Genomic DNA, 26,624 nt, shown 5'->3' on the forward strand with positions numbered 1-26,624 from the left:
CGCATCGACCGCCCCATACGGGCGATGCCGGCGTCATCCGGTCTTTCAGGACAGAGATTTCAGTGGATGCCTTCCGAGATGAACCAGGAGTTTCCGCCGGGTTCACCGTCGCCCTTGACGATGATCGTGCGGATGCCTCTGGTTCGCTCATTTTTCTTCGGCCCGGTTTTCCCGGGCCTCCCCAGGTTCGGCCGGTGGTGAGGCCGACTGGGGTCAGCCTGACTTCCTGACCAGCGCAGGGGCAACCTTCGGCCAGTTCGGCCTTGTTCGAAATTGTTCGAGTGGTCCGAACAGCGGTTTCCGGCGCCACTGAATGGCGGTATCGCCGCTGAGATCCGCTCAGTCAATCTAGAGCGATGATCGTTGATGAGGGGGGCGACGACGGGGAGTCGCCGGCGACGGTTCATCCGCCGGACTCGACGGCTTCACCGGCTGAGTTCACAGCAGCACTGCGTGTATTGAGAACATGGTCCGGATTGACTTATCGGCAGTTGGCCGGACGGGCGAAAGAACTGGGGGGAACACTTCCGGCGAGTACGGTCGCGACCACTCTCGGCCGCACCACACTGCCTCGCGAATCGTTCGTCGAGACGTTCACGCGCGCGTGCGGACTGAACGACGAAGAGATACGGCGGTGGCTCGACGCCCGGACACGGATCGCGATGGGGGCTCCACCGCGGTCCGCCGACGAGACGAAGATGGAAGTCGTCCCGCCGCCGGAGCCCGAGCCGCAATCGCGACCCCGGCGGCGGTGGCGCGGGCCGCTGATCGTGGCCGCGATCGTGAGCATCGTCCTGGTCGGGACCTTGGGCTATCTGACGCGGTCGTTCGGCGCGTCCTCGAAGGCCAAGGAAACCGCGGCCGTGGTGCCGGGGCTGGACGTGCGGGAAGTGGGCAGCTGGGCGCAGATCCGGCCCGCCCGGTCTCCCGGCTTCTGTCTCGCCGAGGGGAGGGACCGGACCAGGCTCTATTCCGGTGCCGTCGTGGCCCAGCAGATCTGCGGTGGTGACGCGGCGCCGCGCCTGTTCATCGATCCCGTCGGGGAGGAGAACGCCGTGCAGTTCCAGTGGCACCATCCGGAGACCGGGGTCGGCTGCCTCACGGTGGTGAACGAAGGGCTGGGGCACGACCTGATCGAGTCCCGCGACGACTGCGACGACGATGGTATGGACCAGTTGTTCACCATCGCCTCGGTGGGCCCGGCGGAGCCGGGACGGTTCGTCATCCGGCCCGTCGGCACCAGCCAGTGCCTCGGCCTGCGCGACCTGGACACCGTCGCGGGTACGGAGGTCGTGCGGGAGCGTTGTTCCGGAGCGCCCGACCAGACGTTCCTCATCGATCTGATCCCGCCGCCGTGAGCGGGGTGGTCGTGAGTGGCGTTCGGGTCACTACCTTCAGGGGCGCCGCTCTCCCCGGCACCAGCGTCCGCGCGTGAAGGACCCCTTCCCTCGGCTCAGCCGAGGAAACTCGACCTTCACACCTTGGCAAGTACATGAAGGCCCCCTTCCTTGCGCCTAGCGCAAGGAAGGGGGCCTTCACGGACCGCCCCGAAAGCGCCGCCCGTGATCACTCCACGAGAAAGGTGGCGGATCCGGGAACCGAAGACGACCTTTCGACGACTTGTGGGGCTGAATCATGTGGCCCGGCGAGCGGAGAAAGATGCACTGGTACGAGGACGACGACCTGTGGGTCGGCTTCGCGGACGTGATGTTCCCGCCCAGCCGTGCCGAGGAGGCCGACCGCCTGACGGCCACGTCACCGCTGCTCGAAGTCGCCGACGGCGCGAAGGTGCTCGATCTGGCGTGCGGCCCGGCGATCCACGTCGTGCCGCTGGCGAAGAGGGGCGCCGACGTGACCGGCGTCGACCTCAGCCCGGCGATGCTCGAACGCGCCCGCGAAGCCTGCGAAAACGCGGGAGTCGTCGCGAAGCTGATCCAGGCCGACATGCTCGAATACACCGAACCCGCCGCATACGACCTCATCATCAACATGTACACGTCGTTCGGCTACTTCACCGAGCCCGGCGACAACCTCACGGTGCTGCGAAACGCCTACGCCAGTCTCGCGCCCGGCGGCAGGCTGCTGGTCGACGTACTCGGCAAGGAGGTGCTGGCCGGCTGGGTCGGCCGTCCGAAGGCGGTCGACGTCGACGGCGGGACGGTGTTCATGCGCGACACCATTCTCGACGACTGGACGCGGCTCAGGACCGACTGGACCCTGGTCCGCGACGGCGAGGCGAAGCAGGCGTCGATCCTGTCCTTCTTGTACAGCGCCGCGGAACTGAAGGGGCTGTTCGAGACGGCGGGCTTCACCGGCGTCGAGTGCTTCGGTGACTTCGACGGCTCGCCGTACGACAACCACGCGCGCCGCCTGATCGTGCGTGGTGAACGTGACGGCTGAACCTCTCCGCCTCTTCGCGGAACCGGACGACGACACCGCGCGTCCGCTCCGGCTCACCGGCCCGGTGATCCTGCTGTCGGCCGCGCTCCTGATCTCGCTGATCGCGGGCATCGCGCTCGGCCCGACCACGGTCGCGCTCACGGATGTCCTGCGCTACCTGGGAAAGGCGATCACCGGCGGCATCATCACCGGCGACGAGGTCACCGGGTACTCGATCGTCTGGCAGGTCCGCACCCCGCGGGTGCTGCTGGCGGCCGTGGTCGGGGCGGGGCTCGCGGTGGTCGGCGTCGCGGTGCAGGCCCTGGTCCGCAACGCCCTCGCCGATCCGTTCGTGCTCGGGATCTCGTCGGGCGCCTCGGTCGGCGCCGCCGCCGTCGTGGTGTTCGGCCTGTTCGCCGGGCTCGGCGTGCTGGCGCTGTCGACGGCCGCCTTCCTCGGCGCCCTCGGCGCGACGGCGATCGTCTATCTCGCCGCCCGCAGCAAATTCGGCCTGACGCCGTTGCGTCTCGTGCTCACCGGGGTCGCGCTCACGTACGCCTTCCAGGCCGTGATGAGCGTGCTCGTCTACCTGTCGCCGAACGGCCAGGCCGCGCAGACCGTGCTGTTCTGGCTGCTCGGCAGCCTCGGCGCGGCGACGTGGGCGTCCCTGCCGCTGGCCGCGCTCGGGGTGGCCGTCGCCGTCGTGGTCCTGCTGCGTTACGGCACCGCGCTCGACGTCCTGTCCATGGGCGACGAGACCGCGATGAGCCTCGGCACCGACGCGGCCGCGTTGCGCCGCTGGCTCTTCCTGCTCACCGCGGTCGTCACCGGTCTGCTGGTGGCGGTCAGCGGGTCGATCGGATTCGTCGGGCTGGTCCTGCCGCATGTGGTGCGGATGATCGCCGGCTCGGGGCATCGCCGGGTGCTGGCGCTCGCGCCGCTGGTGGGCGCGGTCTTCCTGGTGTGGGTCGACCTGCTCGCCCGCACGCTCGTCGCCCCCGAGGAACTGCCGCTCGGCGTGATCACCGCGCTCATCGGCGTTCCGGTGTTCCTCGTCGTGATGCGGCGCCGCGGCTACGCGTTCGGAGGTCGCTGATGCTGTCACTGCGCGAACTCTCCGTCGAGGTGGCCGGGACGGCGCTGATCCGCGAGCTGTGCCTGGACGTCGGCGCGGGCGAGGTCGTCGGCCTTCTCGGCCCCAACGGGAGCGGCAAATCGACGGCGTTGCGCTGTGTCTACCGGGCGCTGTCGCCGTCCGGCGGCGCGGTCCTGCTCGACGGGACCGACCTCACCGAGCAGGGGTTGCGCGACACCGCCCGCCGGATCGCCGCGCTCACCCAGGACAGCCGGGCGGATCTGGACTTCACCGTCGAGGAGGTCGTCGCGCTCGGGCGGTCGCCGCATCAGCGCGGCAATCTCCGGCTGTCGGCCCGCGAACGCGCGCTGTGCCGGGAAGCGTTGCGGCGCATGGACATCACCCATCTCGCCCAGCGCAGTGTGCTGACGCTGTCCGGCGGCGAACGGCAGCGGGTGCTGGTGGCGAGGGCGCTCGTGCAGGAACCGGAGGTGCTGGTGCTCGACGAGCCGACCAATCACCTCGACGTCCGCCACCAGGTGGAACTGCTGAAATTCCTGCGTGACTGCGGGCTCACCGTGCTCGTCGCGCTGCACGACCTCAACCTCGCCGCCGCCGTCTGCCACCGGATCGCGTTGCTGCGCGGCGGATCGCTCGCCGCCTGCGGGACCCCGGCCGAAGTGCTCACCCCCGGAACGGTCCGCGCCGTGTTCGGCGTCGAGGTCACCCAGGTGACCCACCCCGTGACCGGGGCGCTCCAACTGCTCTACGACCTTCCCGCCGATGAAACCGAGGGGATCACACGATGAAGCCGTCCAGGGTGACCGCGCTCTTCGCCGCGGCACTGCTCCTGAGCGCCTGCGGTGCCCAGGTCGAGGCCGGACCGACCGCGCCGGCACAGGCCACGGTGAGCAATTGCGGCGCGCAGGTCGCCTTCCCGGCACCGCAACGTCCCGTCGCCTACGACGTTTCGGGTGCCGAGAAGATGTTCGCGCTCGGGCTCGCCGGCCGGATGCGCGGCTACGTGATGAATTCGCTCGGCGACCCGTCGATCGCCGGTTCGCCGTGGAAGGACGACTACGCCAAGGTCGAGCGGCTCGGCACCTCGCGGGTCACCCGCGAAATCCTGGTCAACGCCAAGGCGGACTGGGTGATCGCGGGCTGGAACTCCGGGTTCAGCGAGGAACGCGGGATCACCCCGAAACTGCTGGAACAGGTCGGCATCCGGAGCTACCTGCACACCGAGACCTGCTGGGAGTACCCCACCGCGAAACAGGAAGTGACGCCACTCGAGGCGCTCTACACCGACCTGCGCAATCTCGGCGACATCTTCGGCGTCCGCCAGCGGGCCGACGAACTGGTCACGGAACTCAAGGGACGCTTCGACAAGGTCCGCGCCGGAGCGCCGAAGACACCGCCCGTCAAGGTGTTCGTCTACGACTCCGGTACCGACCAGCCGTTCACGTCCGGGAAACACGCCGCTCCCAACGACATCATCGACGCCGCGGGCGGGACGAACGTCTTCCGCGACCTGCCGGACGGCTGGGGGAGCGTCGGCTGGGAAGCCGTGGTCAAGACCGAACCTGAGGTGATCGTCGTGGTGGACTACGCCGACCAGCCCGCGCAGGACAAGATCGCGTTCATCAAATCGGCGCCGCAGCTGAAGAACACGCCCGCCGTGCGCGACAACCGGTTCCACATCATCTCTTACGGGGACCTCGTGAGCGGCCCGCGCAACGCGGCGGGCGCCGAGTCGCTGGCCGCGTATCTGCGCTCGATCGGCCGGTGACCGCGATGTCCGCGCTGGTCCACGACCACGTCACCGACGCGATCAAGACGCCCGCGTTGATCCGGCTCGAACCGAACATCGTGCTGATCCGCTTCGAGACCCTGAAGGTCTACGCGGCGCTCGGCGCGGTCCGGTCGCTGCTCGCCGACGGTACCGTCCGAAAAGGACAGACGCTGATCGACAGCTCCAGCGGGATCTACGCGCTCGCGCTGGCGATGGCCTGTCATCGTTACGGCCTGCGCTGTCATATCGTCGCGTCCACCACCGTCGACCTCACCATGCGGTCGCAGCTGGAGATCCTGGGCGCGACGGTGGACCAGATGCCGCCGTCGGACGACCTCCGCCTCGACCAGCGGCGCCGCGTCGCCCGCGTGCACGAACTGCTGGAACGTCATCCGGACATGCACTGGATGCGCCAGTACCACGACCCCGTGCACTACCTTGGCTACGCCGAGGTCGCCGATCTGGTCGCCCGCGCGCTGCCGTCCGGGCCGCTCACCGTCGTCGGCAGTGTGGGCACCGGCGCGTCGACCGGCGGGATCGCGCGGTCGCTGCGCGAACGCGATCCGGACGTCCGCCTGACCGGGGTCCAGCCGTTCGGCAGTGTCACCTTCGGCAGCGAACGGTTCACCGATCCGGACGCGATCATCGCGGGTATCGGTTCCGCCATCCCGTTCGGCAACGTGGATCACGCGCTGTACGACCGGATCCACTGGCTGGACTTCGTGCACGCGATGGCCGCCACCATCGGCCTGATGCGCGAGCACGCCGTGTTCGCCGGGCTTTCCACCGGTGCGGCGTATCTCGTCGCGGGCTGGGAGGCGGCGCGGAATCCGGATCGGACCCATGTCGTGATCGGCGCGGACACCGGACATCGCTACACGACAAGGGTTTTCGCCCGGCATCGGGAAGCCGTCGATCCGTCCGGCCTCGCGCCGCGCGAGATCGCCTCACTGGACGAACTCGCCCTGCCGTGGGCGGCGATGGACTGGAGCCGCCGCCGATTCGGGATACCCGTACAGCCGTTGTACCGGAAGGAGCGGGTGTCGTGACCGTCGTCCTGTTGGAAGCGCTCACCTTCGGCCTGGGCAGGCTCGCCGACGCGGCCGCGGAGGCCGGGCGGAAGCTGGTGCTGTTCACCGGAAATCGCGACATCTACCGCTACGAACTCGGCACGCTCGGGCCGGACCGGGTCGAGGTCGTCGACATCGACACCACCGACATCGCGGCCTGTGAAACCGTGTTGCGCGCCATCCCGGACCTCGCCGGGATCATCAACTCGACCGACACGTGGGCGCTGCCCGGCGCGGAACTCACCGCCCGGCTCGGCCTGCCCGGGCCGGACGCGGCCGCCGTGCGGGTGCTGCGGGACAAGGGCGCGGTGCGCGACCGGTTGTACGAACACGGGCTCACGCGCGGCAGGCCGGTACCGGTCATGGTCGCCGAAGAACTCGGTTTTCCTTTGGTGGTCAAGGATTCTTCGGGAACGTCGTCACGGGGCGTGTGGCTCGTTCGTGACCAGGCCGAACTCGAACGAGCCAGACTGGAGGCGAAGACCACGCCGCTCAAGGGGCATCTGATCGCCGAGCCGTATTTCGCCGGTCCGCTCTACAGCGCGGAAACCGTGACCTGGCAAGGAAGGACCCGACTGCTCGGGATCCTCTCCCGCCAGTTGTCGCCCGAGCCGGTGCGGCGTGAGGAGGCCGCCGCGTTCCCGGTGGCCTTCCCCGCGGCCGAGTACGCGGGCTTGGCGGACTGGATCGGCAGGGTGCTCAAGGTCGCCGGACACGACCAGGGCTTCGCGCACACCGAATTCGTGCTCACCGCCGATGGCCCGGAGGTCGTCGAGATCAACATCCGGATCGGCGGGGCGATGCTCGGCGAGGCGTTGTGCCGGTCGTTGGGCACAAACGTCTATTCCGCGATGATCGCCATGGCGCTGGGCGAGGAACCCGCCTTGCTCACCCAAGAGTTCAGCGGAGGCCCGGGTGTCGGGTTCGTCCTGGCGTACCCGGCCGAGGAAGGCGTGCTGAAGGGCTGGTCGGGGCTCGACAGGCTGCCCGGCCTGCCCGGCTCGCCGGAGTGGTATCCGACGGCGAGCCCCGGCGACGAGATCCGGTATCTCGCGGATCAGCGGTCGTGCACCGGGATCGTCCTCGCCGAAGGGCCGACGGCGGAGCTGGCGCTGCATCGCGCGCTGGCCGCGGCGGGCGGGATCACGCCGGAGATCGATTCTTGAGGGTTCTCTCAGATGGATAGCCCTACCTTCTGTTTTGGAAAGTATGACTATCCATCTGGAGGGAATCGTGGGCGGAACAGTGGGCAGGCGTGCGGTGCTCGGTGGCGCGGTGGCGGCCGGCGTCACGATGCTGGCGGCGAACACGGCCACGGCGGGGGAAGACCGGCGGCGGTTCGCGGGCAAGGTCGTCCTCGTCACGGGGGCGACGTCGGGGATCGGCCGTGCGGCGGCCATCGCCTTCGCCGCGGCCGGCGCGAAGGTCGGTTTCTGCGGCAGGCGGGAACAGCTCGGCCGTGAGGTCGAGCGGGAGATCCGGCGCGCGGGCGGGGAAGCGACCTACCTCCGGGCGGACGTCCGGGTCCCCGAACAGGTTCAGTCCTTTGTGGACGGCGTCGTCCGGCGGTACGGCAGGCTCGACATCGCGTTCAACAACGCCGGGATCCACCTCGGCAAGCCGCTGCACGAGATCTCCCTCGACGAGTGGGAGGACGTGCAGCGCACCAACACGCGCGGCGTGTTCCTCTCGATCAAGCACGAGGTGCCGCATCTGCTGAAGGCCGGCGGCGGGGTGATCGTCTGCACCGCGTCGGCGCAGGCCGACCAGACCAGACCGGGACACGCCGCCTACACCGCGAGCAAACGCGCCGTGCAAGGCCTGGTGCGCGCGGCCGCGCTGGACTACGGCGCTAAAGGAATCCGGGTGTTCTCGATCGATCCGGGAACGGTCGACACCCGGTTGGTGCGGCCGCCGGGTATCCCGGACGACCTGTGGGCGGAGTTCAAAAAGGCTTGGGGGCCGTTGAACGTCCACGGCTTGCGCAGGATGGGGGAACCCGCGGAGATCGCTGCGGCCGTCCTCGCTTTGGCGTCACCGGATTTCGCCTACCTGACCGGGACTTCCGTGCTCGTCGACGGCGGCCTGAACACCGGGCGGCCGATGGCCATGCCGCCCGGGTTCACCCCGCCCGCCTGACGTCATTCGGGGGGCCCGGCCGTCGCAAAGACCCGACACGACGATGGCTGTCCACAAGGGACCGAAGTGTGATCTTTGGTGCCCGATTTGACTACTTTGCGTATTTTGTGCGGGGGGGGGCGTGAGTGGCAATGAGGCTTATTGAGAGGTAAGGCGAACGTGTCGGGTCTTGAAGCCGTCGGAGCGGCCCGGGCGTCATAAGGCCTGACGCGGTCAACTCTGTCCACAAGGGACTGGAGTTCGGCATCGGTGCCCGATTTGACTGCTTTGCGTATTCAGGCGGCGGGGTCGTGAGTGATTAAGAGCGTTAGAACGACCATTACCACTCACGACCCCCGCGCAAAACGCCCAACCGGACACGCGGAGAGGCCTCAGGGTCCTTTATGGACAGTTGGCGTCGTGATCGAAAACAGCCTGTGGCAGGCCTTATCACTCACGACCCCTCAATAGAACCCGAATCGCCACCCACGACCCCGACACGGTTGCCCTGCCCGCAAGTGAACCGTCCTCGCCGCAAACGAGTCGGGGAAGTGGGCGCGTCCTCAGCCGCAGCCGCCCATGATCCGGGCCAGTTCCCCGGGTCGCAGCGGCGGCTCCGGCAGCGGATTCGCGACCTGCGCCCGCATTCCGTCGAACAGCAGCGCGAGATGGCGGCGCCAGACCTCCGGCCGGACGACCGCGGTCGCCTCCACGGTACGCGCGATCCCCCAGGTCACGAAGGCCATGTCCTCCAGGGTGAAGTCCGCGCGCAGGTCGCCGCTCTCCTTCGCGCGTTCGACGATCCGGGTCATGAGTTCGTAGCCGCGTTCGAGGTCTTCGGTCTGCGGCGGACGTGCCGAGGCGAGTTCGTTGTAGCCGCGATCCGCGGCCTGCAATTCGCAGACCCGTTCGACGAAGGAGGTCAAGCCGAGCCAGGCGTCGTCGAGGGAAAGCGCGTGTTCGGCCAGCTTCGCGACGGTCTCGGTCCGGTCGGCGAACACGGCGTTCACCAGATCCGCGCGCTGGGGGAAGTGGTTGTAGAGCGTGCCGATGCTGACGCCCGCGGTCTTGGCGATCTCTTCGAGCGCGACGTCGAGGCCGCGTTCCGCGTAGAGCCCCCTGGCGGCCTCGACCAGCAGGTCGCGGTTGCGCTGGGCGTCCTTCCGCAGGGGTTTGGTCATGACGCCATCGTAGTCAAGTTGAAGGTGTCCTCAAGTTAAGGGTATAAGTTGAGGAGACCCTCAACTTAAGTCTCGGGAGGACATATGACCAGGACACTCGCGATCTTCGGCGCCGGACCGGTGCTGGGGCTTTCGCTCGCGCGTCGCTTCGGCCGCGAGGGCTTCCGTATCGCCCTTGTCTCGCGCACCACCGAAAACCTCGACGCGCTCGTCGCCGAACTCGACGGCGATGGCATCGAAGCGAGCGGGTTCGTCGCCGACGTCTACGAACCGGCGCAGATCGCGGCCGCCGTCGCCGCCATCGGCCGGATCGACGCGGTGGCGTTCAACCCCGGCGGCGGGACCATGGGGGAAGGCATCGTGCCGGTGCTCGACGTGGATCCGGAGAACCTCCGGCTCATCCTGGACCGCTTCCTGGTGTCCGCGGTGGCGCTCGTGCGGGCCGTACTGCCGGATATGACCGAACGCGGCGACGGCGCGATCCTGTTCACCGCCGGGCAATCCGGCCTGCATCCGGCGCCCTTCCTCGGCAACGTCGGGATGGCGCAGGCCGGGCTGCGGAACTATTTCCACAACCTGAACGCCGTGCTCGCGGAGAAGGGGGTCTACGCCGGGGCCGTCAACGTCGGCGCGCTGATCGAGGGCAGCGTGCCGCATCGGGCGCTCACCGCGAACCCCTTGGACTTCGAGCCCGAGGTGGTCCACCCGGACGTCTTCGCCGACGCCTTCTGGAAGCTCTACGCGACGCGTGAAACGCCGGAAGCGCTGGTCGGGTCCTTCGGGAGGTGACCGTCGTCGCGCCCGGCACCGAAGACCGTGTGTCACGGCGGCTTCCGATACCGGGCCCCGACCACGGCGGCTGAGCTACTTCTCGACGGCGTAGGCCTCGATCTCGACCTTCATCTTCGGGTCGAGCAACGCCGACACCTCGACCATGGTGGCCGCGGGCAGCACGTCGGCGAAGGCTTCGCGGTGCGCCCGCGCCACCAGATCGGCGTCCTTGATGTCGGTCACGTAGGTGACCGTGCGCACCACGGCGGACAGGCTGGAACCGGCCTCGCGCAGCGCGGTCTCGATGAGCGAAAGCACGGCCGCGGCTTGCTCGTAGGCGTCACCCGAGCGTTCCGGCTCACGCGCCGTCGTCCCGGAAACGTGGATGTGCTCGCCGACGCGCACCGCCCGGCTGTAGCCGAAGACCGGCTCGTAGTCCCCGCCGGAAGAGATGTTCACCCGTTCAGTCATGACCGAACAAAAGCACAAGGCGGCCCCGCACCGAAACACAAATACGGGGCCGCCTGTCCTTACTTCTCTTCCTCGTCCTCCGGCGGCTCCTCCTTGGCGGCAGGCGGGATGGCCTTCGTCAGCTCGACGATGGTCTTCCCGGCCATGCCCGACGCGCCGTAGGTCGGGTCACTGAGGATTTTGAGCCCCTTCTCGAGCTTGTCGAGCGCGTCCGCCGCTTTGGGGAACCTCGTTTTCAGGTCGCCGATCGGGAAGCTGGTCCAGTAGTCGTACCGTTTCAAGATCTTGTCGGCGTCGGGATGCCCATCCAACTCCTTCGCCAGCTTCTCGCGCACCACCCTGGGGGGTATGTCGCCGAGCTTCTCCGGTTTGGGCTTCGGAGCGTCGGGCGTCGCGTCCGGCGTGGTGTCGCCCGGCTTCGGGGGCGGGCCTTCGATCGGCTTCTTGCCGCCGGGCATCGGGGTACCACCAGCGGGTTTGGGCTTGGGCAGGGTGACCTTGCCGCCGCCGAGCGTCAGCTTGACGACGTCGTCGGCCGCGCCGCGCGTCTTCGCCAGGATCTTGAGCATCTCGGCGAGCTTCTTGGCGACGTCGGCGATCTGCTTGGCGATCTTGGCGATCGCCACCCCGACCGTGGTCATGATGGAGGTGATCGCCGCGATGATCGAACCGCCGAAGGTGACCGGCGCCAGTGCCACCGCCACGATCGCGGCCTTGAGGATGCCTGCCAGCGTCATGGCGATGATGTCGCGGACGATGCCGCGGACCGCGCCGATGACGGCACCGGCGATCCCCATCTGCTTGCCGGCGAATTCGATGTACCCGGCGAGCGCGTCGATCTGGGCGGCGACGCCCTCCATGTCGGCGCGGAAGGTGTCGGCGGCCTCGCCTTCCCACTTCTCCATGAACTTGTTGGTGGCGGCGCCGTGGTCCTTCGCCCAGTCCCGCACTTCGGCGGCCTCTTTATAGATCGCCGTCTTGGCCGCCTCGATGCCCTTCGGGTCGCCCAGCAGGAAGTCCAGCGGCCAGCGGAAGATGACGATGTGCTCGATCAGCCAGCCGATCCCGGCGGTGAGCAGCGACCCGATCGGATCGGCGACCATGCCGAGGATCTCGATCGCCATCCCCGCCGAGGCCAGCCCGATGCTGAGGCTGTCCCCTTCGTCGACGGCCTTCTTCAGCGAGAACGCGGAATCGAAGAAGCCCGCGCCCGTGGTGTCGCCGCTGCCCGCGAGGAAGTTGTTCTTCTCGTCCTTGAAGTCGTCGGCCTTGGTGCCGCTGTTGTTCCCGAAGTCGTTCCGGTGGTACTCGTCGCTCACTTGACCTTCACCTCGTCGATACCCTTACCGGCCTCGGTGATCAGCCTCTCCGCCTCCTGCTCGTTGGTGGCGTACATCTTCGCCGCCTCGCGCACCCTGTCCGCGAACTCCTGCACGTTCTCGGAGTACTTGTTCAGGTGGTCCCGCGCCTTCCCGCAGTGCATGCTCGCGCCGGCGCCGTAGATCTGGCCGCCGAAGATGCCGAAGATGCCGGGGTCGGCCACGCAGCTGCCCACCATGTCGGCGCTCTTCCGCAGCGCGTCCTCGAGTCCGCCGAGGTGACCGGCGAATTCGTTCATGAGTTCCGTTTTGACACCGAATCCGTTCACCACGGGCTCATTTCATCGTCGTCGGGGCTGGCGGGCCGCCGGGTTCGCGGCGCCGGGGGGTTCGGCGGCCGCACGGGACGGCCGGGCTGCGGTGGCATCGGCGGGCCTGTCTGCGGCGGCGGCGGGCGGAACCCGGCCTGCGGACGCGGAGGCTCGGTGTGCGCTTCCGGAGCCCACTTGTCCTGGTGCGGGTCGTCCGGCGCGCTTTCCTCGTCCTCCACCTTCGGGAGGAAGGTGCGGACCAGCTGCGCGGCTTCGTCTTCGCCGTTGATCTCGGTGTAGGACTCCGTGACCTTCTCGACGGTCCTGCGCTGGGCTTGGCGCACCGTCTGCATGACCAGGGAGGAGAGCCGGGCCGGTCCCAGCGCGGTGGCCCGGTTGCCGAACTCGATCGCGCTCAGCGATCCGTTGGCCTCGACCGTCACCGTCACCGAACCGTCGGGAGAACTCACCGTGGAGGCCGATGCGGTGAACGCGGCCGTCAGGGCATTGGCTTTTTCCTCGAGTTTCTTGGCCTCTCGCTCCAAAAGGAGTGCGAAGTCCTCACCTGCGTCGAAATTGGGTTGCATGCGTCGCCTTGGCCTGGTTGGGATGGGATCACGATCGAGAGGTCGACGAGGCGGAACACCCCCGGCTTCCAGCACGGAGGTTGGACCGGCCGTCCTGGTTCCGCAGTGGACCGGTAGGGCACAAGCTGATTCGCCCGTATCGTTACCACCGGGCGCGTGGCCGGACAACCCCGGTGATCGGAAACTGCCCGAAAGGTCCTCGGGAGTGGCAGATCGGGGCAGGACGATGATCGTGCGGAAAGCCGACCGAGACGACGTCATGGCCATCTGCCGCTTCGGCGAGGAACATGTCCGAGCCCACTACGCGCCGTTGATCGGCGAAGAAGCCGCTGCCAGACAGGTGCGGATGTGCTGGAACGACACGGACATCGCCGGCGCCGTGGCCCGCGGTTCGGTCGTGGTCGCCGACGAAGGCGGGCACCTCGCCGGTGTCGGGCAGCGCGGCCGCGACGGTGACGAGTACGTGATCCGCAAGCTGTACGTGCATCCCCGGCATCGCGGCGGCGGGCTGGGGGCGAGGCTGCTCGGTGTCCTCATCGGACAGTTGCCCGCGGACGCCGAGCGGGTGTACGCCGAGCACTTCGGGGCGAACGAACGCGCGGGAGCCTTCTGCGAGCGCGAAGGTTTCACGGTGGAGCGCATCGAACGCGGCGTGGTGCGGCGCGTGCGGGATCTCCGCTAGCGGAGGTTGCGGGCGAGGGGCCCGTCGAGCCAGCGATCGACCTGGCGCTGACCACGCAGGCGGACGACGACGAGGTCCGGATACCGGTTCTCGGCGATGATCTTGTGCACGCGGGCCCGGATGATCGGGTGGTAGCGCCAGGCGAGCTTGACGATGTGGTCGCGATCGGTGAAGAACGTGCGCAGCGGGCCTTCGACGTTGCCACCGGCGATCTTCGAGCCGCGCCCCACCCGGCGTTTGAGCGTCCGGACGACCGTGCGTGCCACCGTCATCGCACGCGGATGATCGAGCCAGACCAGGACGTCCAGCCGCTCGGTCATCCGCTCCCGGACCTCCTCGCCCTGCCATTCGATGGCCCACTCGTCGCCGCTGATGAATTCCAGGACGTCGGCCTGCCAGGTCTCCCGCACCGTCCAACCCGGCGCGTGGAAGAAGGACTCGAACTCCACGAACGGAAGCCCCATGCGTTCACACAGGGTTCGCGCCAGCGTCGACTTGCCGGCTCCCGCGGGGCCCGCCACCGCGACCCGCCGGATCCGGTGTGCGGGAAGCGCGTCGGCGGGCCCGATGATCTCCATGGGAAGAGCTTATTGTCCCCGGCTTTCGGCCGCCTTCTTCAGGTCCTTCAACCAGATTTCGAGGCCCTGCCCGAGCATCGCGGTGGAGCCGGGCACGTCCTTGTCGACCTGCGGGCCGGTGTGGCTCTCCTCGGTGCGGACGATGACGCCGCCGGGGACCTTGACGAAATTCCAGACGTGGACGCCGTCGATGTGCATGCCGCCGGGACCGTCGAGCGGGCCGGTCCAGCGGATGCACTTGCCGGGCTGGAGTTGCCGGACGGTGGAAACGATGGTCACGTCACCGGGCGGGTAGGGCATGCCGGGCGGGACGGGAATGGTCCACTGGAAGCGGGAATGCTCGCGCAGCGGGCCATGGTCCAGACGTTTCATGGTGACGGGGATCGCGGGGTTCTGCCAGGACGGCCAGGCCTCCACGTCGGTCTGCAGGTTCCAAATGGTGCGCAGCGGCGCCTTGACGAAGGTCTCGGTCCGGTAGTGCACCTTGGCGGACCGGTCGATGCCTTTGCCTTGGCAGGTAAGTGAAGTCGGCTTGGGGTGGTGGGCGGGAGTCGCTTGGGCGGGCGCCGTGGGGCCGAGGACGCCGGCGAGGGCCAGCGGGACCGTGAGCAGGGCGGCGCGTGTGATCCGGCGGCGTGCGGTGTGGAACATGACTCTCCTTGGTTAGCGCTTGTCGCGATAGTTAGAACCTATAGCGATACGCTGTGGGCGTCAAGGGTGAGAGTGAGAGGTTCTAACGGAGGGGTGGTCAAACGTGTCGTGGTGCCGGCGCTGTCGGACAGGCTGCTCCCGTCGACACCGATTGTTCATAAAGGACTCCGAGGCCTCTCCGCGTGTCCGGTTTGGTCGCTCTGACGCTCTTTATCACTCACGACCCCGGCGCCTGAGTACGCAAAGTATTCAAACCGGGCGTCGATGCCGGAACTTCAGTCCCTTGTGGACAGAGCGGGCCACGTCAGACCCTTATGACGACCGGGCCGTGCCGATGGCTTTCGATACCGACACGTTTGCCTTACCTCTCAATAACGGAGGCGTGGTCAACGGCCCGCGATACGTGCCGACAAGGTGTCACAGAGCGCGCGTACCGCCGCCGGATCGAGGTGGGCCACCGCCGGCAAACCGTGGTACCACTCCGTCGTCTTCAGTATCTCGGTGACCAGCCGTTGCACGAAGGTGCTGAGCGCCGTCGATCGGTCGGCGACGGTGCTCAGCACGGAGATCACTTCTCCGAGAGCCCGGTTGCGGCTTTCGTGGTAGGCGATCCGGCGCGCGGTGGTTTCCGCCGCGACGGCCATTTCGATGGCGTGGTCCCGGTTCGCCGTCGCCGCGATCGCGGCTCCCACCCTGGCGAGGGCTTCGGCGGACGTGCTCGGGTCTTCGATGCTCTTCGCGAGTTGTTCCGCCCGCTCGTACCGTCCGTTCGAGAGGAGCCGGTCCACGACCGAGACCAGCGCCTGTCCGCGGAAATGCGGGTGACCGAAAGTGTGCGCCAGGGCTTCGGCGTCGTCTGTGTCGTTCATCGTCGCCTTCGCGCGAACGACCGAGACCAGTGCCCGGGATCGGACGTAGTCGTCGGCACCGTCGATGGTGTCGAGGGTGGCGGCCACGAGGCGAGCCGCCCGCTCGTGGTCACCGGCCACCGCGGCCGCGGCGGCCACCCAAGCGGTGTCCTCCGCCCGGCGCTGATCGCGGGAACCCGTGCCGACGATCCTTTCGGCCTGATCCAGCAGGCCGGCCGCTCGCGCCGGGGCACCGAGGGCGGCGGCCGCTTCGATGAGCTCGGAAAGGGGCCAGGTGTAGGAAAGGTCGCAGGCGAACCCCTCGGCTTCGGTCACGAGCTCGACGGCGATGTCCCGGCAGCCGGCGGCCACCGCGGCCCGCGCGACCTTCGCGAGGCTGCGGACTCGATCACCGGAGTGATCGATGCTCTTGGCGAGCTGCCGCGCCCGGTCGTGGTCGCCGACGTGACCGATGGCCTCGACCACGTGGGGGAGCGCGAGGCCGGGAAGCTCACCGGTACTGGCCCAGGCGCCGGCTTCCGTCGCGGTCGCGATCTCGACCGCGCGCTGCGAGTCACCGGATTCGGCCACGGCGCCGGCGAGCCGGCACAGGATCATGCCCCGATGGCTCGGCTCGGGAACGGCGTGCGCGGCGTTCTCCGCCTCGGTGACCAGCTCGCGATACCGGTTCCGGTCCGCGTCGTCCGTCGCGCGCATCAGCTCCAGCAGAGCGGAGGCCTTCGCCGACGGATCGGCGATGGCTCGCGTCGCTGCCTCCGCCTCGCTCGCGAACTCGGTGTAGTGCTGACGGTCGCCGATGGTGGTGGCGATGACCATCAGGTCGGCGAACACGCTCGCGCGGGCGTCGTCATGGACAACGGCGTACGCGGCGTCCTCGGCGGCCGCGACCAGTTCGGCGGCGAGGCGATGGTCGCCGTGCATCGCGGCCGCCAACGCCACGGCGGCCAACGCGGGCCCTCGGTCGATACTGCGTTCACCTGACCGGGCCCGTGTGGCGGCATCGTCGATCAGGAGACCGTAGAGCTCATGGTCACCGAGTGGTGCCAACGCCTGGAGCAACTTGGCTTGGTCGTGTTCGCGGCAGAACGGGTCGTCGGCCTGGATCGCGACCACGGCTTCCCTGCCGATTTCCAGCGCGAGGTCACGTTCGCCCGCGGCCGCGACCTTGGCCGCCACAGTGGACAACGCCCTGACCCGCCCGCCCGGGTTGTCGGTGAGGTCGATGGCGCGGGCAAGCCGGGCCGCTTCGTGGAACTGCCCGAGAACCGCCGCGGCCTCGGCGAGGTCGGCGAAGACGGCGTCGCGTGCCGGAGGATGACCCATGAAGGCCCTGGCGCCTGCCTCGGCGGCGACCACGGTCTTGCGGGCGCGCTCGCCGTCCCCGGCGACGGCGAACGCCATCGCCAGGTACCCCTGCAGAGCGGGCCGGTAGTCGCGGGACGACTCGGCGGCTACCGCGGCCTTCACCCGTCCGACGAGATCGAGGTATCGGTCGGCGGTGACGACGGGTCCGGCCGCCTGCACCATCCGGATGAGGGCGAGCGTCCGGTACATCGACATGTCTTCGACCAGTTCGTTCGCATGGTCGAGTTCGCCCAGCGTGACCCAGATCGCCGGTAGTTCATGGGGAAGGTGCCGGTTACGCCCGAGCCGGACGCTGCGGGCCAGCGCCTGGTTCATCGCGACGGCGAAGCTCGAAGACGGCGGCTGAAGCACCTGCCGGGGAACATCGACCACCGTGGTAGCCGGTGCTTCGGCCGCCAGGACATTGCGGGACAGGACGAACCGGTCGGCATCGTGGCGGGAAGACCGGGTCGGCTCCGGCCATTTGTCGCGGACCAGGGCGTCGGCCGTGTGCGCGAAGATCGTGCCCAGTGGCAGGCCCGCCGGATGGCCGGGGATTCCCCGCTCGATCACGTCGACCAGGTACTTGGTGAAGCAGGTCTGCGGCAGATCCGACGTGGTGCCGGTTTCGTATTGCGCGGTGCGGTAAGCCTTCGTCGCGGCCATGGTGAAGGCGCCGGTGCCCAGCAGGAGCGCGTCGACCATCGCTTGTGGTGCCGCCAGGCTGTGCGGTGGGAGCAGGTGATTGCCCGCGAAACAGCAGTCGAGGATCACGATCTTGGTCTGCGCGTCGCACTCACGCAGTGCCGCGCGCACATCCGCGAACGGGAGCCCGGTCGTCAGGCGGCGCGGGCCACCGGCCGGTGATTCCGGCAACGCCAGGCAAAGCTCGTCGTTGTGCAGCTGGCCATGACCGACGAAGTAGAACACGGCGATGTCCTCGACGCCGTCGTACCACTCCATGAGCCGGTCCGGCAGATCATTGCGTCGGGGCATTCCCCCGACGACCTGCACGCGATCTTCGGGCCAGCCGCACAGCGGGCCGGTCAACAGCCGCGCCATCCGTTCCAGACTGTTGCGCGCCGGTGTCACCACCGGTAGATGGACGTAATCCCAGGCGCCGATCAGAACCGCGCGTGAACGTGAGTAGTCGCGCCAGGGTGAGGCTCTATCGCTCAAGGAACCGCTCCACGATCGGCATCACCTCGTCGACGTTCTTCGCGTCGATCAAGACCTTTCGGTCGTTGACGGTCATCTCGATCCGGACATCCGAACGCCGCGACCGGATGAAGTCGGGAATGATCTTGATCAGGGTCGCCAGTCCGGCGCTACCCGCCACTACCGTCACGACGTCGAGCACGCCGAGTTCCTGGGCCCGCGGTTGCCCGGCCACCAGCGTCGCCTCGATATCGGAATGCCCGCGAAGCCAGGTGTGGAGTGCGGATATCTCCGCCGGATCGGAGGTCGACAGCGTGATTCCGGCTCCGGTCGGTGAGTTCGCGCTTTGCGACATAGGGCCTTCTTTCGGTCGGCCCAAGCATTGTGCCCTGTCCCGCGATTCGTTTTCCGGGCGGGTTTGGCCACGATCGGCCGGAAATGGAGGACGCGCGTACCGTTTACCGCGAGGTGGCGAACCTCAATAAGTCCACATAGGACAATTGGTGCACCTGTTTTCGGGTGATCGTCGCTCGCCGTTCCTCGGCGCTCGGGAAACCGCGGTGAATTCCCGTCGTCGTGGATGTCGAGTACCTGGCACCTTCTCGGAAGGCAGATCGCCGAATTCGCGAAGATCATTTCCGTGCCGTGGCACTCGGCCTCGTCGGCGTGAAGGCGGTCGGCGCGGCCGACCGGCAGGAGGCGCTGAGAGGCCTCCCGGACTTGTGTGCCCTCGGCAGGATTTGAACCTGCGACACCTGCCTCCGGAGGGCAGTGCTCTATCCCCTGAGCTACGAGGGCGTTGCCGCCTGGGCGACGTTGAAAGCTTAGCGCATGTCGCCGCGGCCTCTTCCGAGTGGTGGCCATTAGGCGTTGTGGTGCTCGAGAATGGCGTCCTGGGTGGCGCTGACCTGGCCTTTTCGGGCGATCGCTCGCCGTCTGCCGGGTCGGCCGGAAAGGCGTAGCGTCGGTGTCGCCGACGACCAGGGGAGGACTCGATGATCGAGCCGTTCGAGGTGCGGATTCCCGAATCCGCCATCGCCGACCTGCGCGCCCGTCTGCGCGCCACGCGCTGGCCCGAGCCGGCCACCGTGGACGACTGGGGCCAGGGAGTTCCGCTGGAGTTCGCGCGGGAGCTGTGCCGGTACTGGGCGGAGGACTACGACTTCGGTTTGGCCGGCCGCGTCAACGCCTTCCCGGGCTTCAAGACCACTGTGGACGGTCTCGGGATCCACTTCCTGCACGTTCGCTCGCCGGAGCCGGACGCGACGCCGCTGGTGCTCACGCACGGCTGGCCGGGATCGGTCGTGGAGTTCCTCGACGTGCTCGGGCCGCTGACCGATCCCGCCGCGCACGGGGGTGATCCGGCGGACGCGTTCCACGTCGTGGCGCCGTCACTGCCGGGATTCGGCTGGAGCGATAAACCGGCGTCGACGGGGTGGAACGTCGAGCGCATCGCGAGGGCCTGGGATGAACTGATGGGGCGGCTCGGCTACGAGCGCTATGTCGCGCAGGGCGGTGACTGGGGCGCCGGGGTGACGAACATGCTCGCCAAGCTCGTGCCGGAACGGCTGATCGGTGTCCACGTCAACATGGCGGGCGTCCTGTACGACGAGGCCGTCCTCGGCGAACCGACGGCGGAGGAGAAAGCGGCGATCAGCGATCTCGCGCGGTTCCGCGAGGTCGGGTCCGCGTACGCGCAGCAGCAGGCCACGCGCCCGCAGACGCTCGGTTACGGGCTCACCGACTCGCCCGCGGCGCAGGCGGCGTGGATCGCGGAGAAGTTCTGGGAGTGGACCGACAACGACGGCTCGCCGGAGAGCGCGCTGTCCTGGCGGCAGATGCTCGACGCGATCTCGGTCTACTGGTTCACCGCGACGGCGGTCTCTTCGGCGCGGATCTACTGGGAGAGCAAGGAGCGGGACGTCTCGCCCGTTGAAGTTCCTTCGGGTATCTCGATCTTCCCGCGCGAGATCATCCGGCCGTCCCGGCGCTGGGCGGAGCTGCGCTACACCGATCTTCGCTGGTACGAGGTGCTGCCGGCGGGCGGGCACTTCGCCGCCTTCGAGCAGCCCGACGTCTTCGTCGGCCAGTTGCGGGGGTTCTTCCGGTCGCTCCGGTAGCGGTGCGTGGCGAGTCCAGGTTTCGGGAAGGCCCTCCTGGGGGATGGCTTCCATGTGTGGCTTAAGCCATGGTGAACTTAGGCTCACCTGTATTGCACATATGCGCATGTGACAATATATTCGGCCTGTCGACTTCACGAGAGGCGGAGCAATGGGTCACGGGCACGGGCATGGAACGGCCTCGCCGTCGAGCGCGTCAGGCCGCTACCTCAAGAGCCTGACGATCGCGCTGGTCATCGGCGCCGGCTTCATGGTCATGGAGTTTGTCGTCGGGTTCGCCACCGGTTCGCTCGCGCTGATCTCCGACGCCGCGCACATGTTCACCGATGTCCTCGGCGTCGGCATGGCCCTGGCGGCCATCCTGCTCGCCCGGAGCAGCGGCCCGACGCTGACCCGGACGTTCGGGTTCTACCGCGCCGAAGTGCTCGCGGCCCTGGCCAACGCCATCCTGCTGTTCGGTGTGGCGGGCTACGTCCTGGTCGAGGCCATCGGCCGGATCAGCGACCCGCCGGTCGTGCCCGGCCTGCCCGTCCTGCTGGCCGCCGCCGCGGGCCTCGTCGCGAACATCGTCTCCTTCATGGTCCTGCGCAAGGGCGCCGAGGAGAGCATCAACGTCCGCGGCGCGTACCTCGAAGTCCTCGCCGACCTCATCGGATCCGTCGGTGTGCTGCTGAGCGGCGCGATCACGCTGCTGACCGGCTGGCGTTACGCCGACCCGATCATCGGTGTCGCGATCGGCCTGTTCGTCCTGCCCCGCACCTATGCCCTCGCGCGCCGCGCGCTGCGGATCCTGTTCCAACACGCGCCGAAGGGGGTCGACGTCGCGGGGATCCAGGCCGAACTCGGTGGGCTGAAGGGCGTCGAGGACGTCCACGACCTGCACGTCTGGACGCTGACTTCGGGTATGGAGGTCGCTTCGGCGCACCTCACCATCGCGCCGACCGTCGAGCAGGCCGAGGTGCTGACCGAGGCGCAGAACCTCCTGGCGAACCGCTACTCGATCGAGCACGCGACCCTGCAGATAGAAGTGCCCCAATGCGCGCAACGCTGCCGGGAACTCTCCTGGTGACCCCCTTTCACGCATTTCGTCCTCTGAATGCGGTAGTCGGCAACGCGAACCACCGCATTCAGAGGACGAAATGCGTGAGAGGGAAAGGCGTCAGGCGGGCAAGGGGGCCGCGCCGCGCTCCTGGAGGAGCCCCTTCATCAGGGTGATCTCGGCGCCCTGCGAGACGAGCATGCTCTGGGTCAGCGACTTCACGTCCGCGATCGACGTGTGATCGTGGCCGTACTGCGCCATCTCGGTCCCGCCCTGGTGGTGCCGCAGCATGAGCTGGAGGAAGAAGACGTCCATCTCCTTGCCGGTCAGCGACCGCAGTTTGGCCAGTTCGGCCGAAGTCGCCATTCCGGGCATCGGGGCGCCGTTCGACGGCTTCATGTCGCCGCCACCGTGCCCCCCGTGTCCGGACATCGGCTCGGTCATCCACGTCATGTAGGCGCCGGTCGCCTGCTCGGGCTGGCCCCACAGGCCCAGCCAGCCCTTCATCCGGCCGACCTGGCCGGTCTGCGTGCGCTCGATGTCGAACGCGAGGGTCTTGATCGCCTGATCGGTCGTGTGGTCCCGCGCCCAGCCCGCCATGGTGACGGCCTGGAGGTGGTGCACCGACATGTCCTGCGCGAAGCCGACCTCGATCGAGCCCGCGCCCGGCGTCTTCTGCTCCGGTTCGGAGTCGATCAGCCTGGTCGTCAGCGCGCCGAGGCCGAAGCCGAGGATCAGCATGACGACCAGGGCGGCCCCGATCACCAGCCATCGGCTCTTGGCCGACCGCGAAGTGTCATCGACGTGCTGGAGATCGGGGTCCACTTGGCTCACTACTTGCTCGCGGGCGCCGAGGGCTGGGTGGCGGGCATGGACGGCACGCCGCTCTGGCCGGTGCCGGGCTGGTCCGGCTGCGTGCCCGCGGAGCCCTTGTAGTCCATCGGCTTCGCGTCCGGCCCCGGCGGGGTCGGGTCGAAGTCGCCCGGCTCGATCTGCGCGTCGCAGGTGGCGTCACGCTCGGGGTACGCGCCGAACGGGTTGGTGCGCAGCGCGGCGACGAACTGGTCGATCCGCTCGTCGGAGGCGGAGTCCAGCTTCAACTGGTGGCCCCAGGACTGCACGGAGATCGGCTTGTCCAGGTTCGGGTACGGCGACATCACCATGTACGGCTTGCCCTCGACACGCACCTTCAGCAGGTCCAGTGCCTCGCCGGTGACCTGCTGCGGGTTGTAGGCGATCCAGACCGCGCCGTGCTCGAGACCGTGGACCATGTTCTCGTTGCGGACGGCCCGTTCGTAGACGACGCCGTTGCACGCGGCCCAGGCCTGGTCGTGCGGGCCGCCGAAGGGTGGGATCTTGTCGTACGCGACCCGCTCGGCGGCCGAGACGTGCGCCTGGCCTGGGTACTCGGCGGTCACGACCCCGGGGATGCGCTTCGAGGGATCCGGGTCCTGCTGCGAAGGCGCGAAGGCGGCCGCGGCCTCTTCACGGGTCTTCTGATCACGCTTCGGCGCGGAAGCGACCATGTAATAGGTGACCACCGAGGCCGCCAGGACGACGATCGCGACGACGGCGATGATCGTGCCCCAGGGCGTGCCCTTCTTGGACACGACGGAACTACGGGCGGCCTTCATGGCGTTCTTCGACGACGCGCCCTTTTTTCTGGTTGTCCCGTTAGCCATGGCTCCTGCGTTCTCCAAAGGGGGTGGTCCCTGCGCGGGCCAGTGTAGAGACCGCGCGTCTGATCACCGTGAACAGCCGGAAGATCACCGGCTTGGCTCACACCTTCCGGCGGTCGCTGCGAAGCCCGGACCAGGTCACACCTAGAATTCCGCGAGTGACTCCCGCAGCTCTCGCCGACCTGGTCCGTAACTCCGCCGTGCAGGTTCTCACCGCGCGCGGCCTCGACGATTCCGTGCTGCCGGAGAAGGTGACGATCGAGCGTCCCCGCAACCCCGAGCACGGCGATTACGCGACCAACCTGGCGTTGCAGGTGGCCAAGAAGGCCGGGATGAAGCCCCGCGACTTCGCCGACGCGCTGTCCGCGGCCCTCGCCGCGACCGACGGCATCGACTCGGCCGAGGTCGCCGGGCCGGGCTTCCTCAACCTGCGGCTCGCCGCGGACGCGCAGGGTCAGATCGTCCAGCAGGTGCTCGACGCCGGGGAGACCTACGGTCTCGGTGACGCGCTGGCGGGCGTCAAGATCAACCTCGAGTTCGTCTCGGCGAACCCGACCGGCCCCATCCACCTCGGCGGCACCCGCTGGGCCGCGGTCGGTGACGCGCTGGGCCGCGTGCTGTCCGCGCAGGGTGGCCAGGTCACCCGGGAGTACTACTTCAACGACCACGGCGCGCAGATCGACCGCTTCGTCCGGTCCCTGGTCGCCGCCGCCAAGGGCGAGCCCGCCCCCGAGGACGGCTACGCCGGCGGCTACATCAACGACATCGCCGCCGAGGTCATCCGCCAGGAGCCGAGCGCGCTCTCGCTGCCCGACGACGAGCGGGCCGAGACCTTCCGCCGGGTCGGCATCGAGCTGATGTTCACCGAGATCAAGCAGAGCCTGCACGATTTCGGCACCGACTTCGACGTCTACTTCCACGAGAACTCGCTGCACGAGTCCGGCGCCGTGGCGTCCTCGGTCCAGCAGCTGAAGGACTCCGGGAACCTGTTCTTCGAGGACGGCGCCTGGTGGCTCAAGTCCAAGGAGCACGGCGACGACAAGGACCGCGTCGTCATCAAGAAGGACGGCAACCCGGCCTACATCGCCGGTGACCTCGCCTACTTCCAGGACAAGCGCAAACGCGGCTTCGACCTCTGCATCTACATGCTCGGCGCGGACCACCACGGCTACATCGCCCGCCTGAAGGCCGCCGCGGCCGCCTTCGGTGACGACCCGGCCGTGGTCGAGGTGCTGATCGGTCAGATGGTCAACCTGGTCTCCGAGGGCAAACCCGTCCGGATGAGCAAACGCGCCGGCACCGTGATCACGATGGAGGACCTCGTCGGCACCGTCGGCGTCGACGCGGCCCGCTACGAGCTGATCCGCTATTCGGTCGATTCCACTTTGGACATCGACCTCGATCTGCTTCGCAAGCACTCCAACGACAACCCGGTCTACTACGTCCAGTACGCCCACGCGCGGCTGGCCTCGTTGCAGCGCAACGCTTCCGACCTCGGCTTGAAAACCGATGGCGAAGTGGACTTCGGCCTGCTTACGCTGCCGGCCGAGGGCGATCTGATCCGCACGATCGGCGAATTCCCGACCGTCCTCCGCCGGGCCGCACTGCTGCGCGAACCGCACCGCGTCGCCCGGTACCTCGAAGAACTCGCCGGCGCGTACCACAAGTTCTACACCGTGGGCCGTGTTCTTCCCCAGGGCGACGAGGAGGCGACCCCCCTCACGTTCGCCCGGCTCGCGCTGTGCCAGGCCGCCCGCCAGGTGCTGGCGAACGGCCTCAACGTGCTCGGTGTCTCTGCTCCGGAGCGGATGTGATGGGAGGCGGCGCCGAGGTGTCCCCCAGAACCCGACCGAGCAGGACGGCCGCGCTCGGCCCGAAGGGCTCGCCAACGTGGAGGCAGGGCGTCCTCCAAGCACAACGCGTCCTTTCCGACCTACCTGACGCCCTGGCTACGCGTTCGCGATCGCGCGGCCTTGATCGAGCGGAGTAACAAATGGCTCACCCCGCGGGCCCCCGCCACGCCGACGTCTACCCCCACGCCGACGCCTCCGGTTTCCCGCCGTCGAGTCCGGAAGAACTCGACAGGCTGTATCCGAAAGTCTGGCCCCGCAACACTTTCCGCGGCGGTGACGGCGTCGTCCGCATCGCCGGGGTCGACGTCCGCGAACTCGCCGAGAAATACGGCACGCCGCTGTTCGTCGTCGACGAGGCCGACTTCAAGTCCCGCTGCGCCGACTACGCCGAGGCGTTCGACGACCCGGCGCTCGTGCACTACGCGTCCAAGGCGTTCCTGTCCATCGAGATCGCCCGCTGGGTGGCCGAGCAGGGGCTGAGCCTGGACGTGTGCAGTGGCGGCGAGCTCGCCGTCGCGCAGCGCGCGGACTTCCCGGCGGAGCGGATCACCTTCCACGGCAACAACAAGTCGCTGCCCGAGCTGGAAGCCGCCGTCGAAGCGGGTGTCGGCACGGTCGTGGTCGACTCCTACTACGAGGTCGCGCGGCTGGCCGACGTCGCCGCCCGGCACGACATCGTGCAGGACGTCCTCATCCGGGTGACCGTCGGCGTCGAGGCGCACACCCACGAGTTCATCGCGACCGCGCACGAGGATCAGAAGTTCGGTTTCTCGCTGGCTTCCGGTGACGCGGCCGAGGCCGTGCGCCGCGTGCTCAACGCGCCGTCCCTCAAGCTGATCGGCCTGCACAGCCACATCGGTTCGCAGATCTTCGACGCCGACGGGTTCGAGGTCGCCGCCCGCCGCGTGGTCGGCCTGCTGGCCGAACTCGCCAAGGAGCACGGCACCGACCTGCTCGACCAGCTGTCGATCGTCGACCTCGGCGGTGGTTTCGGTATCGCCTACACCGACAAGGACAACCCGCCGCCGCCCGCGCAGATGATCACGCAGATCCGCGAGATCGTCCGCAAGGAATGCGAGTACGCGGGCCTTCCGGTGCCGAAGATCGCCGGCGAGCCTGGCCGCGCCATCGCCGGTCCCGGCACGATCACGCTGTACGAGGTCGGCACCATCAAGGACGTCTCGCTCGGTGACAAGGCCTCCCGTCGCTACGTCAGCGTCGACGGCGGGATGAGCGACAACATCCGCACCGCGCTCTACGACGCGGTGTACGACTGCCGTCTCGTTTCCCGGACCTCCGACGACGACGGGGACGGCCAGGTCGCCGCCGCGCTGTCCCGGGTCGTGGGAAAACACTGTGAGTCCGGCGACATCGTCGTCCGTGACTGCTGGCTCCCGGACACCCTTGCTCCCGGCGACCTGCTCGCCGTGGCGGCCACCGGGGCGTACTGCTACTCGATGGCCAGCGGGTACAACCGGCAGCCGCGGCCCGCGGTGGTGGCCGTGCGCAACGGCAGCGCCCGCGTGCTGCTGCGGCGGGAGACGACGGACGACATGCTGCGCCTGGAGGTCTAGCAA

General features: G+C 68.3%; 25 protein-coding genes and 1 tRNA gene. 14 read left to right on the forward strand and 12 right to left on the reverse strand.

The annotated features are described in order from the left end of the window. Window positions 1–356 precede the first annotated feature (356 nt). The 8 genes from ACLJQ7_RS24670 to ACLJQ7_RS24705 all read left to right on the forward strand — a co-directional run bounded on the left by ACLJQ7_RS24670 (window position 357) and on the right by ACLJQ7_RS24705 (window position 8,455). Entirely contained in the window at window positions 357–1,358 is a 1,002-nt protein-coding gene (locus tag ACLJQ7_RS24670; protein ID WP_410650532.1) for a helix-turn-helix domain-containing protein, read from the forward strand. A gap of 301 nt (window positions 1,359–1,659) precedes the next feature. Further along, a complete protein-coding gene (locus tag ACLJQ7_RS24675) occupies window positions 1,660–2,400 on the forward strand; it encodes a class I SAM-dependent methyltransferase (protein ID WP_410650533.1) in 741 nt (246 codons plus the stop codon). Further along, window positions 2,381–3,475 carry a FecCD family ABC transporter permease gene (locus ACLJQ7_RS24680; RefSeq protein WP_410650534.1) on the forward strand — a complete coding sequence of 365 codons (1,095 nt, stop codon included), beginning with the start codon at window positions 2,381–2,383 and terminating at the stop codon, window positions 3,473–3,475. The genes ACLJQ7_RS24675 and ACLJQ7_RS24680 overlap by 20 nt, the downstream gene beginning before the upstream one ends. Further along, the gene (locus ACLJQ7_RS24685; protein WP_410650535.1) at window positions 3,475–4,263 is read left to right on the forward strand and encodes an ABC transporter ATP-binding protein; all 789 of its coding nucleotides are present in this window, start codon (window positions 3,475–3,477) and stop codon (window positions 4,261–4,263) included. Before ACLJQ7_RS24680 ends, ACLJQ7_RS24685 begins: the two co-directional genes overlap by 1 nt. Continuing rightward, window positions 4,260–5,243, forward strand: a complete 984-nt coding sequence (locus tag ACLJQ7_RS24690; RefSeq protein ID WP_410650536.1) for an ABC transporter substrate-binding protein — start codon at window positions 4,260–4,262, stop codon at window positions 5,241–5,243. The genes ACLJQ7_RS24685 and ACLJQ7_RS24690 overlap by 4 nt, the downstream gene beginning before the upstream one ends. Next, on the forward strand, window positions 5,240–6,295 hold the full coding sequence (locus ACLJQ7_RS24695) for a cysteine synthase family protein (protein ID WP_410650537.1): 1,056 nt from the start codon (window positions 5,240–5,242) through the stop codon (window positions 6,293–6,295). Before ACLJQ7_RS24690 ends, ACLJQ7_RS24695 begins: the two co-directional genes overlap by 4 nt. Further along, on the forward strand, window positions 6,292–7,482 hold the full coding sequence (locus ACLJQ7_RS24700; RefSeq protein ID WP_410650538.1) for an ATP-grasp domain-containing protein: 1,191 nt from the start codon (window positions 6,292–6,294) through the stop codon (window positions 7,480–7,482). Before ACLJQ7_RS24695 ends, ACLJQ7_RS24700 begins: the two co-directional genes overlap by 4 nt. 67 nt (window positions 7,483–7,549) lie before the next feature. Then, a complete protein-coding gene (locus ACLJQ7_RS24705; RefSeq protein WP_410650539.1) occupies window positions 7,550–8,455 on the forward strand; it encodes an SDR family NAD(P)-dependent oxidoreductase in 906 nt (301 codons plus the stop codon). Between the two features lie 542 nt (window positions 8,456–8,997). Here ACLJQ7_RS24705 and ACLJQ7_RS24710 read toward each other — a convergent pair. After that, on the reverse strand, window positions 8,998–9,615 hold the full coding sequence (locus ACLJQ7_RS24710) for a TetR/AcrR family transcriptional regulator (RefSeq protein ID WP_410650540.1): 618 nt from the start codon (window positions 9,613–9,615) through the stop codon (window positions 8,998–9,000). Window positions 9,616–9,699: 84 nt separating this feature from the next. Here ACLJQ7_RS24710 and ACLJQ7_RS24715 point away from each other — a divergent pair, with 84 nt between their 5' ends. Beyond that, entirely contained in the window at window positions 9,700–10,404 is a 705-nt protein-coding gene (locus ACLJQ7_RS24715) for an SDR family NAD(P)-dependent oxidoreductase (protein ID WP_410650541.1), read from the forward strand. A 75-nt stretch (window positions 10,405–10,479) separates the two neighbouring features. Here the strand turns inward: ACLJQ7_RS24715 and ACLJQ7_RS24720 are convergent, their stop codons facing one another. Genes ACLJQ7_RS24720 through ACLJQ7_RS24735 form a run of 4 tightly spaced genes read right to left on the reverse strand, consistent with a single transcriptional unit; the run spans window position 10,480 to window position 13,074 of the window. After that, on the reverse strand, window positions 10,480–10,857 hold the full coding sequence (locus ACLJQ7_RS24720) for a RidA family protein (RefSeq protein ID WP_410650542.1): 378 nt from the start codon (window positions 10,855–10,857) through the stop codon (window positions 10,480–10,482). Window positions 10,858–10,916: 59 nt separating this feature from the next. Further along, window positions 10,917–12,176: a hypothetical protein gene (locus ACLJQ7_RS24725; RefSeq protein ID WP_410650543.1), complete on the reverse strand. Its 1,260-nt coding sequence runs from the start codon at window positions 12,174–12,176 to the stop codon at window positions 10,917–10,919. After that, a complete protein-coding gene (locus ACLJQ7_RS24730) occupies window positions 12,173–12,505 on the reverse strand; it encodes a type VII secretion target (protein WP_410650544.1) in 333 nt (110 codons plus the stop codon). Before ACLJQ7_RS24730 ends, ACLJQ7_RS24725 begins: the two co-directional genes overlap by 4 nt. Continuing rightward, a complete protein-coding gene (locus tag ACLJQ7_RS24735; RefSeq protein WP_410650545.1) occupies window positions 12,502–13,074 on the reverse strand; it encodes a YbaB/EbfC family nucleoid-associated protein in 573 nt (190 codons plus the stop codon). Before ACLJQ7_RS24735 ends, ACLJQ7_RS24730 begins: the two co-directional genes overlap by 4 nt. 226 nt (window positions 13,075–13,300) lie before the next feature. Between ACLJQ7_RS24735 and ACLJQ7_RS24740 the strand changes: the two genes are divergently transcribed. Next, the gene (locus ACLJQ7_RS24740) at window positions 13,301–13,756 is read left to right on the forward strand and encodes a GNAT family N-acetyltransferase (RefSeq protein WP_410650673.1); all 456 of its coding nucleotides are present in this window, start codon (window positions 13,301–13,303) and stop codon (window positions 13,754–13,756) included. Here the strand turns inward: ACLJQ7_RS24740 and ACLJQ7_RS24745 are convergent. The 5 genes from ACLJQ7_RS24745 to ACLJQ7_RS24765 form a co-directional block, all read right to left on the reverse strand. Further along, the gene (locus ACLJQ7_RS24745; RefSeq protein ID WP_410650546.1) at window positions 13,753–14,334 is read right to left on the reverse strand and encodes an adenylate kinase; all 582 of its coding nucleotides are present in this window, start codon (window positions 14,332–14,334) and stop codon (window positions 13,753–13,755) included. The genes ACLJQ7_RS24740 and ACLJQ7_RS24745 overlap by 4 nt on opposite strands. Window positions 14,335–14,343: 9 nt before the next feature. Further along, window positions 14,344–14,985, reverse strand: a complete 642-nt coding sequence (locus tag ACLJQ7_RS24750; RefSeq protein ID WP_410650547.1) for an SRPBCC family protein — start codon at window positions 14,983–14,985, stop codon at window positions 14,344–14,346. A 386-nt stretch (window positions 14,986–15,371) separates the two neighbouring features. After that, a complete protein-coding gene (locus ACLJQ7_RS24755) occupies window positions 15,372–18,377 on the reverse strand; it encodes a caspase, EACC1-associated type (RefSeq protein ID WP_410650548.1) in 3,006 nt (1,001 codons plus the stop codon). Then, window positions 18,367–18,711 carry an effector-associated constant component EACC1 gene (locus tag ACLJQ7_RS24760; RefSeq protein WP_410650549.1) on the reverse strand — a complete coding sequence of 115 codons (345 nt, stop codon included), beginning with the start codon at window positions 18,709–18,711 and terminating at the stop codon, window positions 18,367–18,369. Before ACLJQ7_RS24760 ends, ACLJQ7_RS24755 begins: the two co-directional genes overlap by 11 nt. Before the next feature lie 370 nt (window positions 18,712–19,081). Beyond that, a tRNA-Arg gene (locus tag ACLJQ7_RS24765) sits at window positions 19,082–19,154 on the reverse strand. Between the two features lie 197 nt (window positions 19,155–19,351). Here ACLJQ7_RS24765 and ACLJQ7_RS24770 point away from each other — a divergent pair. Together ACLJQ7_RS24770 and ACLJQ7_RS24775 are read left to right on the forward strand one after the other, a co-directional pair. Then, a complete protein-coding gene (locus tag ACLJQ7_RS24770; protein ID WP_410650550.1) occupies window positions 19,352–20,476 on the forward strand; it encodes an epoxide hydrolase family protein in 1,125 nt (374 codons plus the stop codon). Window positions 20,477–20,627: 151 nt separating this feature from the next. Beyond that, a complete protein-coding gene (locus ACLJQ7_RS24775; RefSeq protein WP_410650551.1) occupies window positions 20,628–21,545 on the forward strand; it encodes a cation diffusion facilitator family transporter in 918 nt (305 codons plus the stop codon). 90 nt (window positions 21,546–21,635) lie between these two features. On the opposite strand, the gene ACLJQ7_RS24780 is transcribed toward ACLJQ7_RS24775, so the two are convergent. Together ACLJQ7_RS24780 and ACLJQ7_RS24785 are read right to left on the reverse strand one after the other, a co-directional pair. Further along, a complete protein-coding gene (locus tag ACLJQ7_RS24780; protein WP_410650674.1) occupies window positions 21,636–22,340 on the reverse strand; it encodes a DUF305 domain-containing protein in 705 nt (234 codons plus the stop codon). Between the two features lie 8 nt (window positions 22,341–22,348). Continuing rightward, on the reverse strand, window positions 22,349–23,149 hold the full coding sequence (locus ACLJQ7_RS24785) for a DUF3105 domain-containing protein (protein ID WP_410650675.1): 801 nt from the start codon (window positions 23,147–23,149) through the stop codon (window positions 22,349–22,351). Between the two features lie 203 nt (window positions 23,150–23,352). Here ACLJQ7_RS24785 and argS point away from each other — a divergent pair, with 203 nt between their 5' ends. Next, the gene (gene argS, locus ACLJQ7_RS24790) at window positions 23,353–25,008 is read left to right on the forward strand and encodes an arginine--tRNA ligase (protein WP_410650552.1); all 1,656 of its coding nucleotides are present in this window, start codon (window positions 23,353–23,355) and stop codon (window positions 25,006–25,008) included. Between the two features lie 179 nt (window positions 25,009–25,187). Next, the gene (gene lysA, locus ACLJQ7_RS24795; RefSeq protein ID WP_410650553.1) at window positions 25,188–26,621 is read left to right on the forward strand and encodes a diaminopimelate decarboxylase; all 1,434 of its coding nucleotides are present in this window, start codon (window positions 25,188–25,190) and stop codon (window positions 26,619–26,621) included. Window positions 26,622–26,624: the final 3 nt, after the last annotated feature.

Source organism: Amycolatopsis sp. cmx-4-54, assembly GCF_046548895.1.
Taxonomy (GTDB): Bacteria; Actinomycetota; Actinomycetes; order Mycobacteriales; family Pseudonocardiaceae; genus Amycolatopsis.

Bases quoted from the DNA above. Each gene is read 5' to 3' on its own strand.
- ACLJQ7_RS24775 (WP_410650551.1), top strand. From the start codon at position 20,628: ATGGGTCACGGGCACGGGCATGGAACGGCCTCGCCGTCGAGCGCGTCA.
- ACLJQ7_RS24740 (WP_410650673.1), top strand. From the start codon at position 13,301: ATGATCGTGCGGAAAGCCGACCGAGACGACGTCATGGCCATCTGCCGC.
- ACLJQ7_RS24735 (WP_410650545.1), bottom strand. From the start codon at position 13,074: ATGCAACCCAATTTCGACGCAGGTGAGGACTTCGCACTCCTTTTGGAG.
- ACLJQ7_RS24715 (WP_410650541.1), top strand. From the start codon at position 9,700: ATGACCAGGACACTCGCGATCTTCGGCGCCGGACCGGTGCTGGGGCTT.
- ACLJQ7_RS24685 (WP_410650535.1), top strand. From the start codon at position 3,475: ATGCTGTCACTGCGCGAACTCTCCGTCGAGGTGGCCGGGACGGCGCTG.
- ACLJQ7_RS24670 (WP_410650532.1), top strand. From the start codon at position 357: ATGATCGTTGATGAGGGGGGCGACGACGGGGAGTCGCCGGCGACGGTT.
- ACLJQ7_RS24760 (WP_410650549.1), bottom strand. From the start codon at position 18,711: ATGTCGCAAAGCGCGAACTCACCGACCGGAGCCGGAATCACGCTGTCG.
- ACLJQ7_RS24690 (WP_410650536.1), top strand. From the start codon at position 4,260: ATGAAGCCGTCCAGGGTGACCGCGCTCTTCGCCGCGGCACTGCTCCTG.
- ACLJQ7_RS24770 (WP_410650550.1), top strand. From the start codon at position 19,352: ATGATCGAGCCGTTCGAGGTGCGGATTCCCGAATCCGCCATCGCCGAC.
- ACLJQ7_RS24720 (WP_410650542.1), bottom strand. From the start codon at position 10,857: ATGACTGAACGGGTGAACATCTCTTCCGGCGGGGACTACGAGCCGGTC.
- ACLJQ7_RS24785 (WP_410650675.1), bottom strand. From the start codon at position 23,149: ATGAAGGCCGCCCGTAGTTCCGTCGTGTCCAAGAAGGGCACGCCCTGG.
- ACLJQ7_RS24675 (WP_410650533.1), top strand. From the start codon at position 1,660: ATGCACTGGTACGAGGACGACGACCTGTGGGTCGGCTTCGCGGACGTG.
- ACLJQ7_RS24745 (WP_410650546.1), bottom strand. From the start codon at position 14,334: ATGGAGATCATCGGGCCCGCCGACGCGCTTCCCGCACACCGGATCCGG.
- ACLJQ7_RS24710 (WP_410650540.1), bottom strand. From the start codon at position 9,615: ATGACCAAACCCCTGCGGAAGGACGCCCAGCGCAACCGCGACCTGCTG.
- lysA (WP_410650553.1), top strand. From the start codon at position 25,188: ATGGCTCACCCCGCGGGCCCCCGCCACGCCGACGTCTACCCCCACGCC.
- ACLJQ7_RS24750 (WP_410650547.1), bottom strand. From the start codon at position 14,985: ATGTTCCACACCGCACGCCGCCGGATCACACGCGCCGCCCTGCTCACG.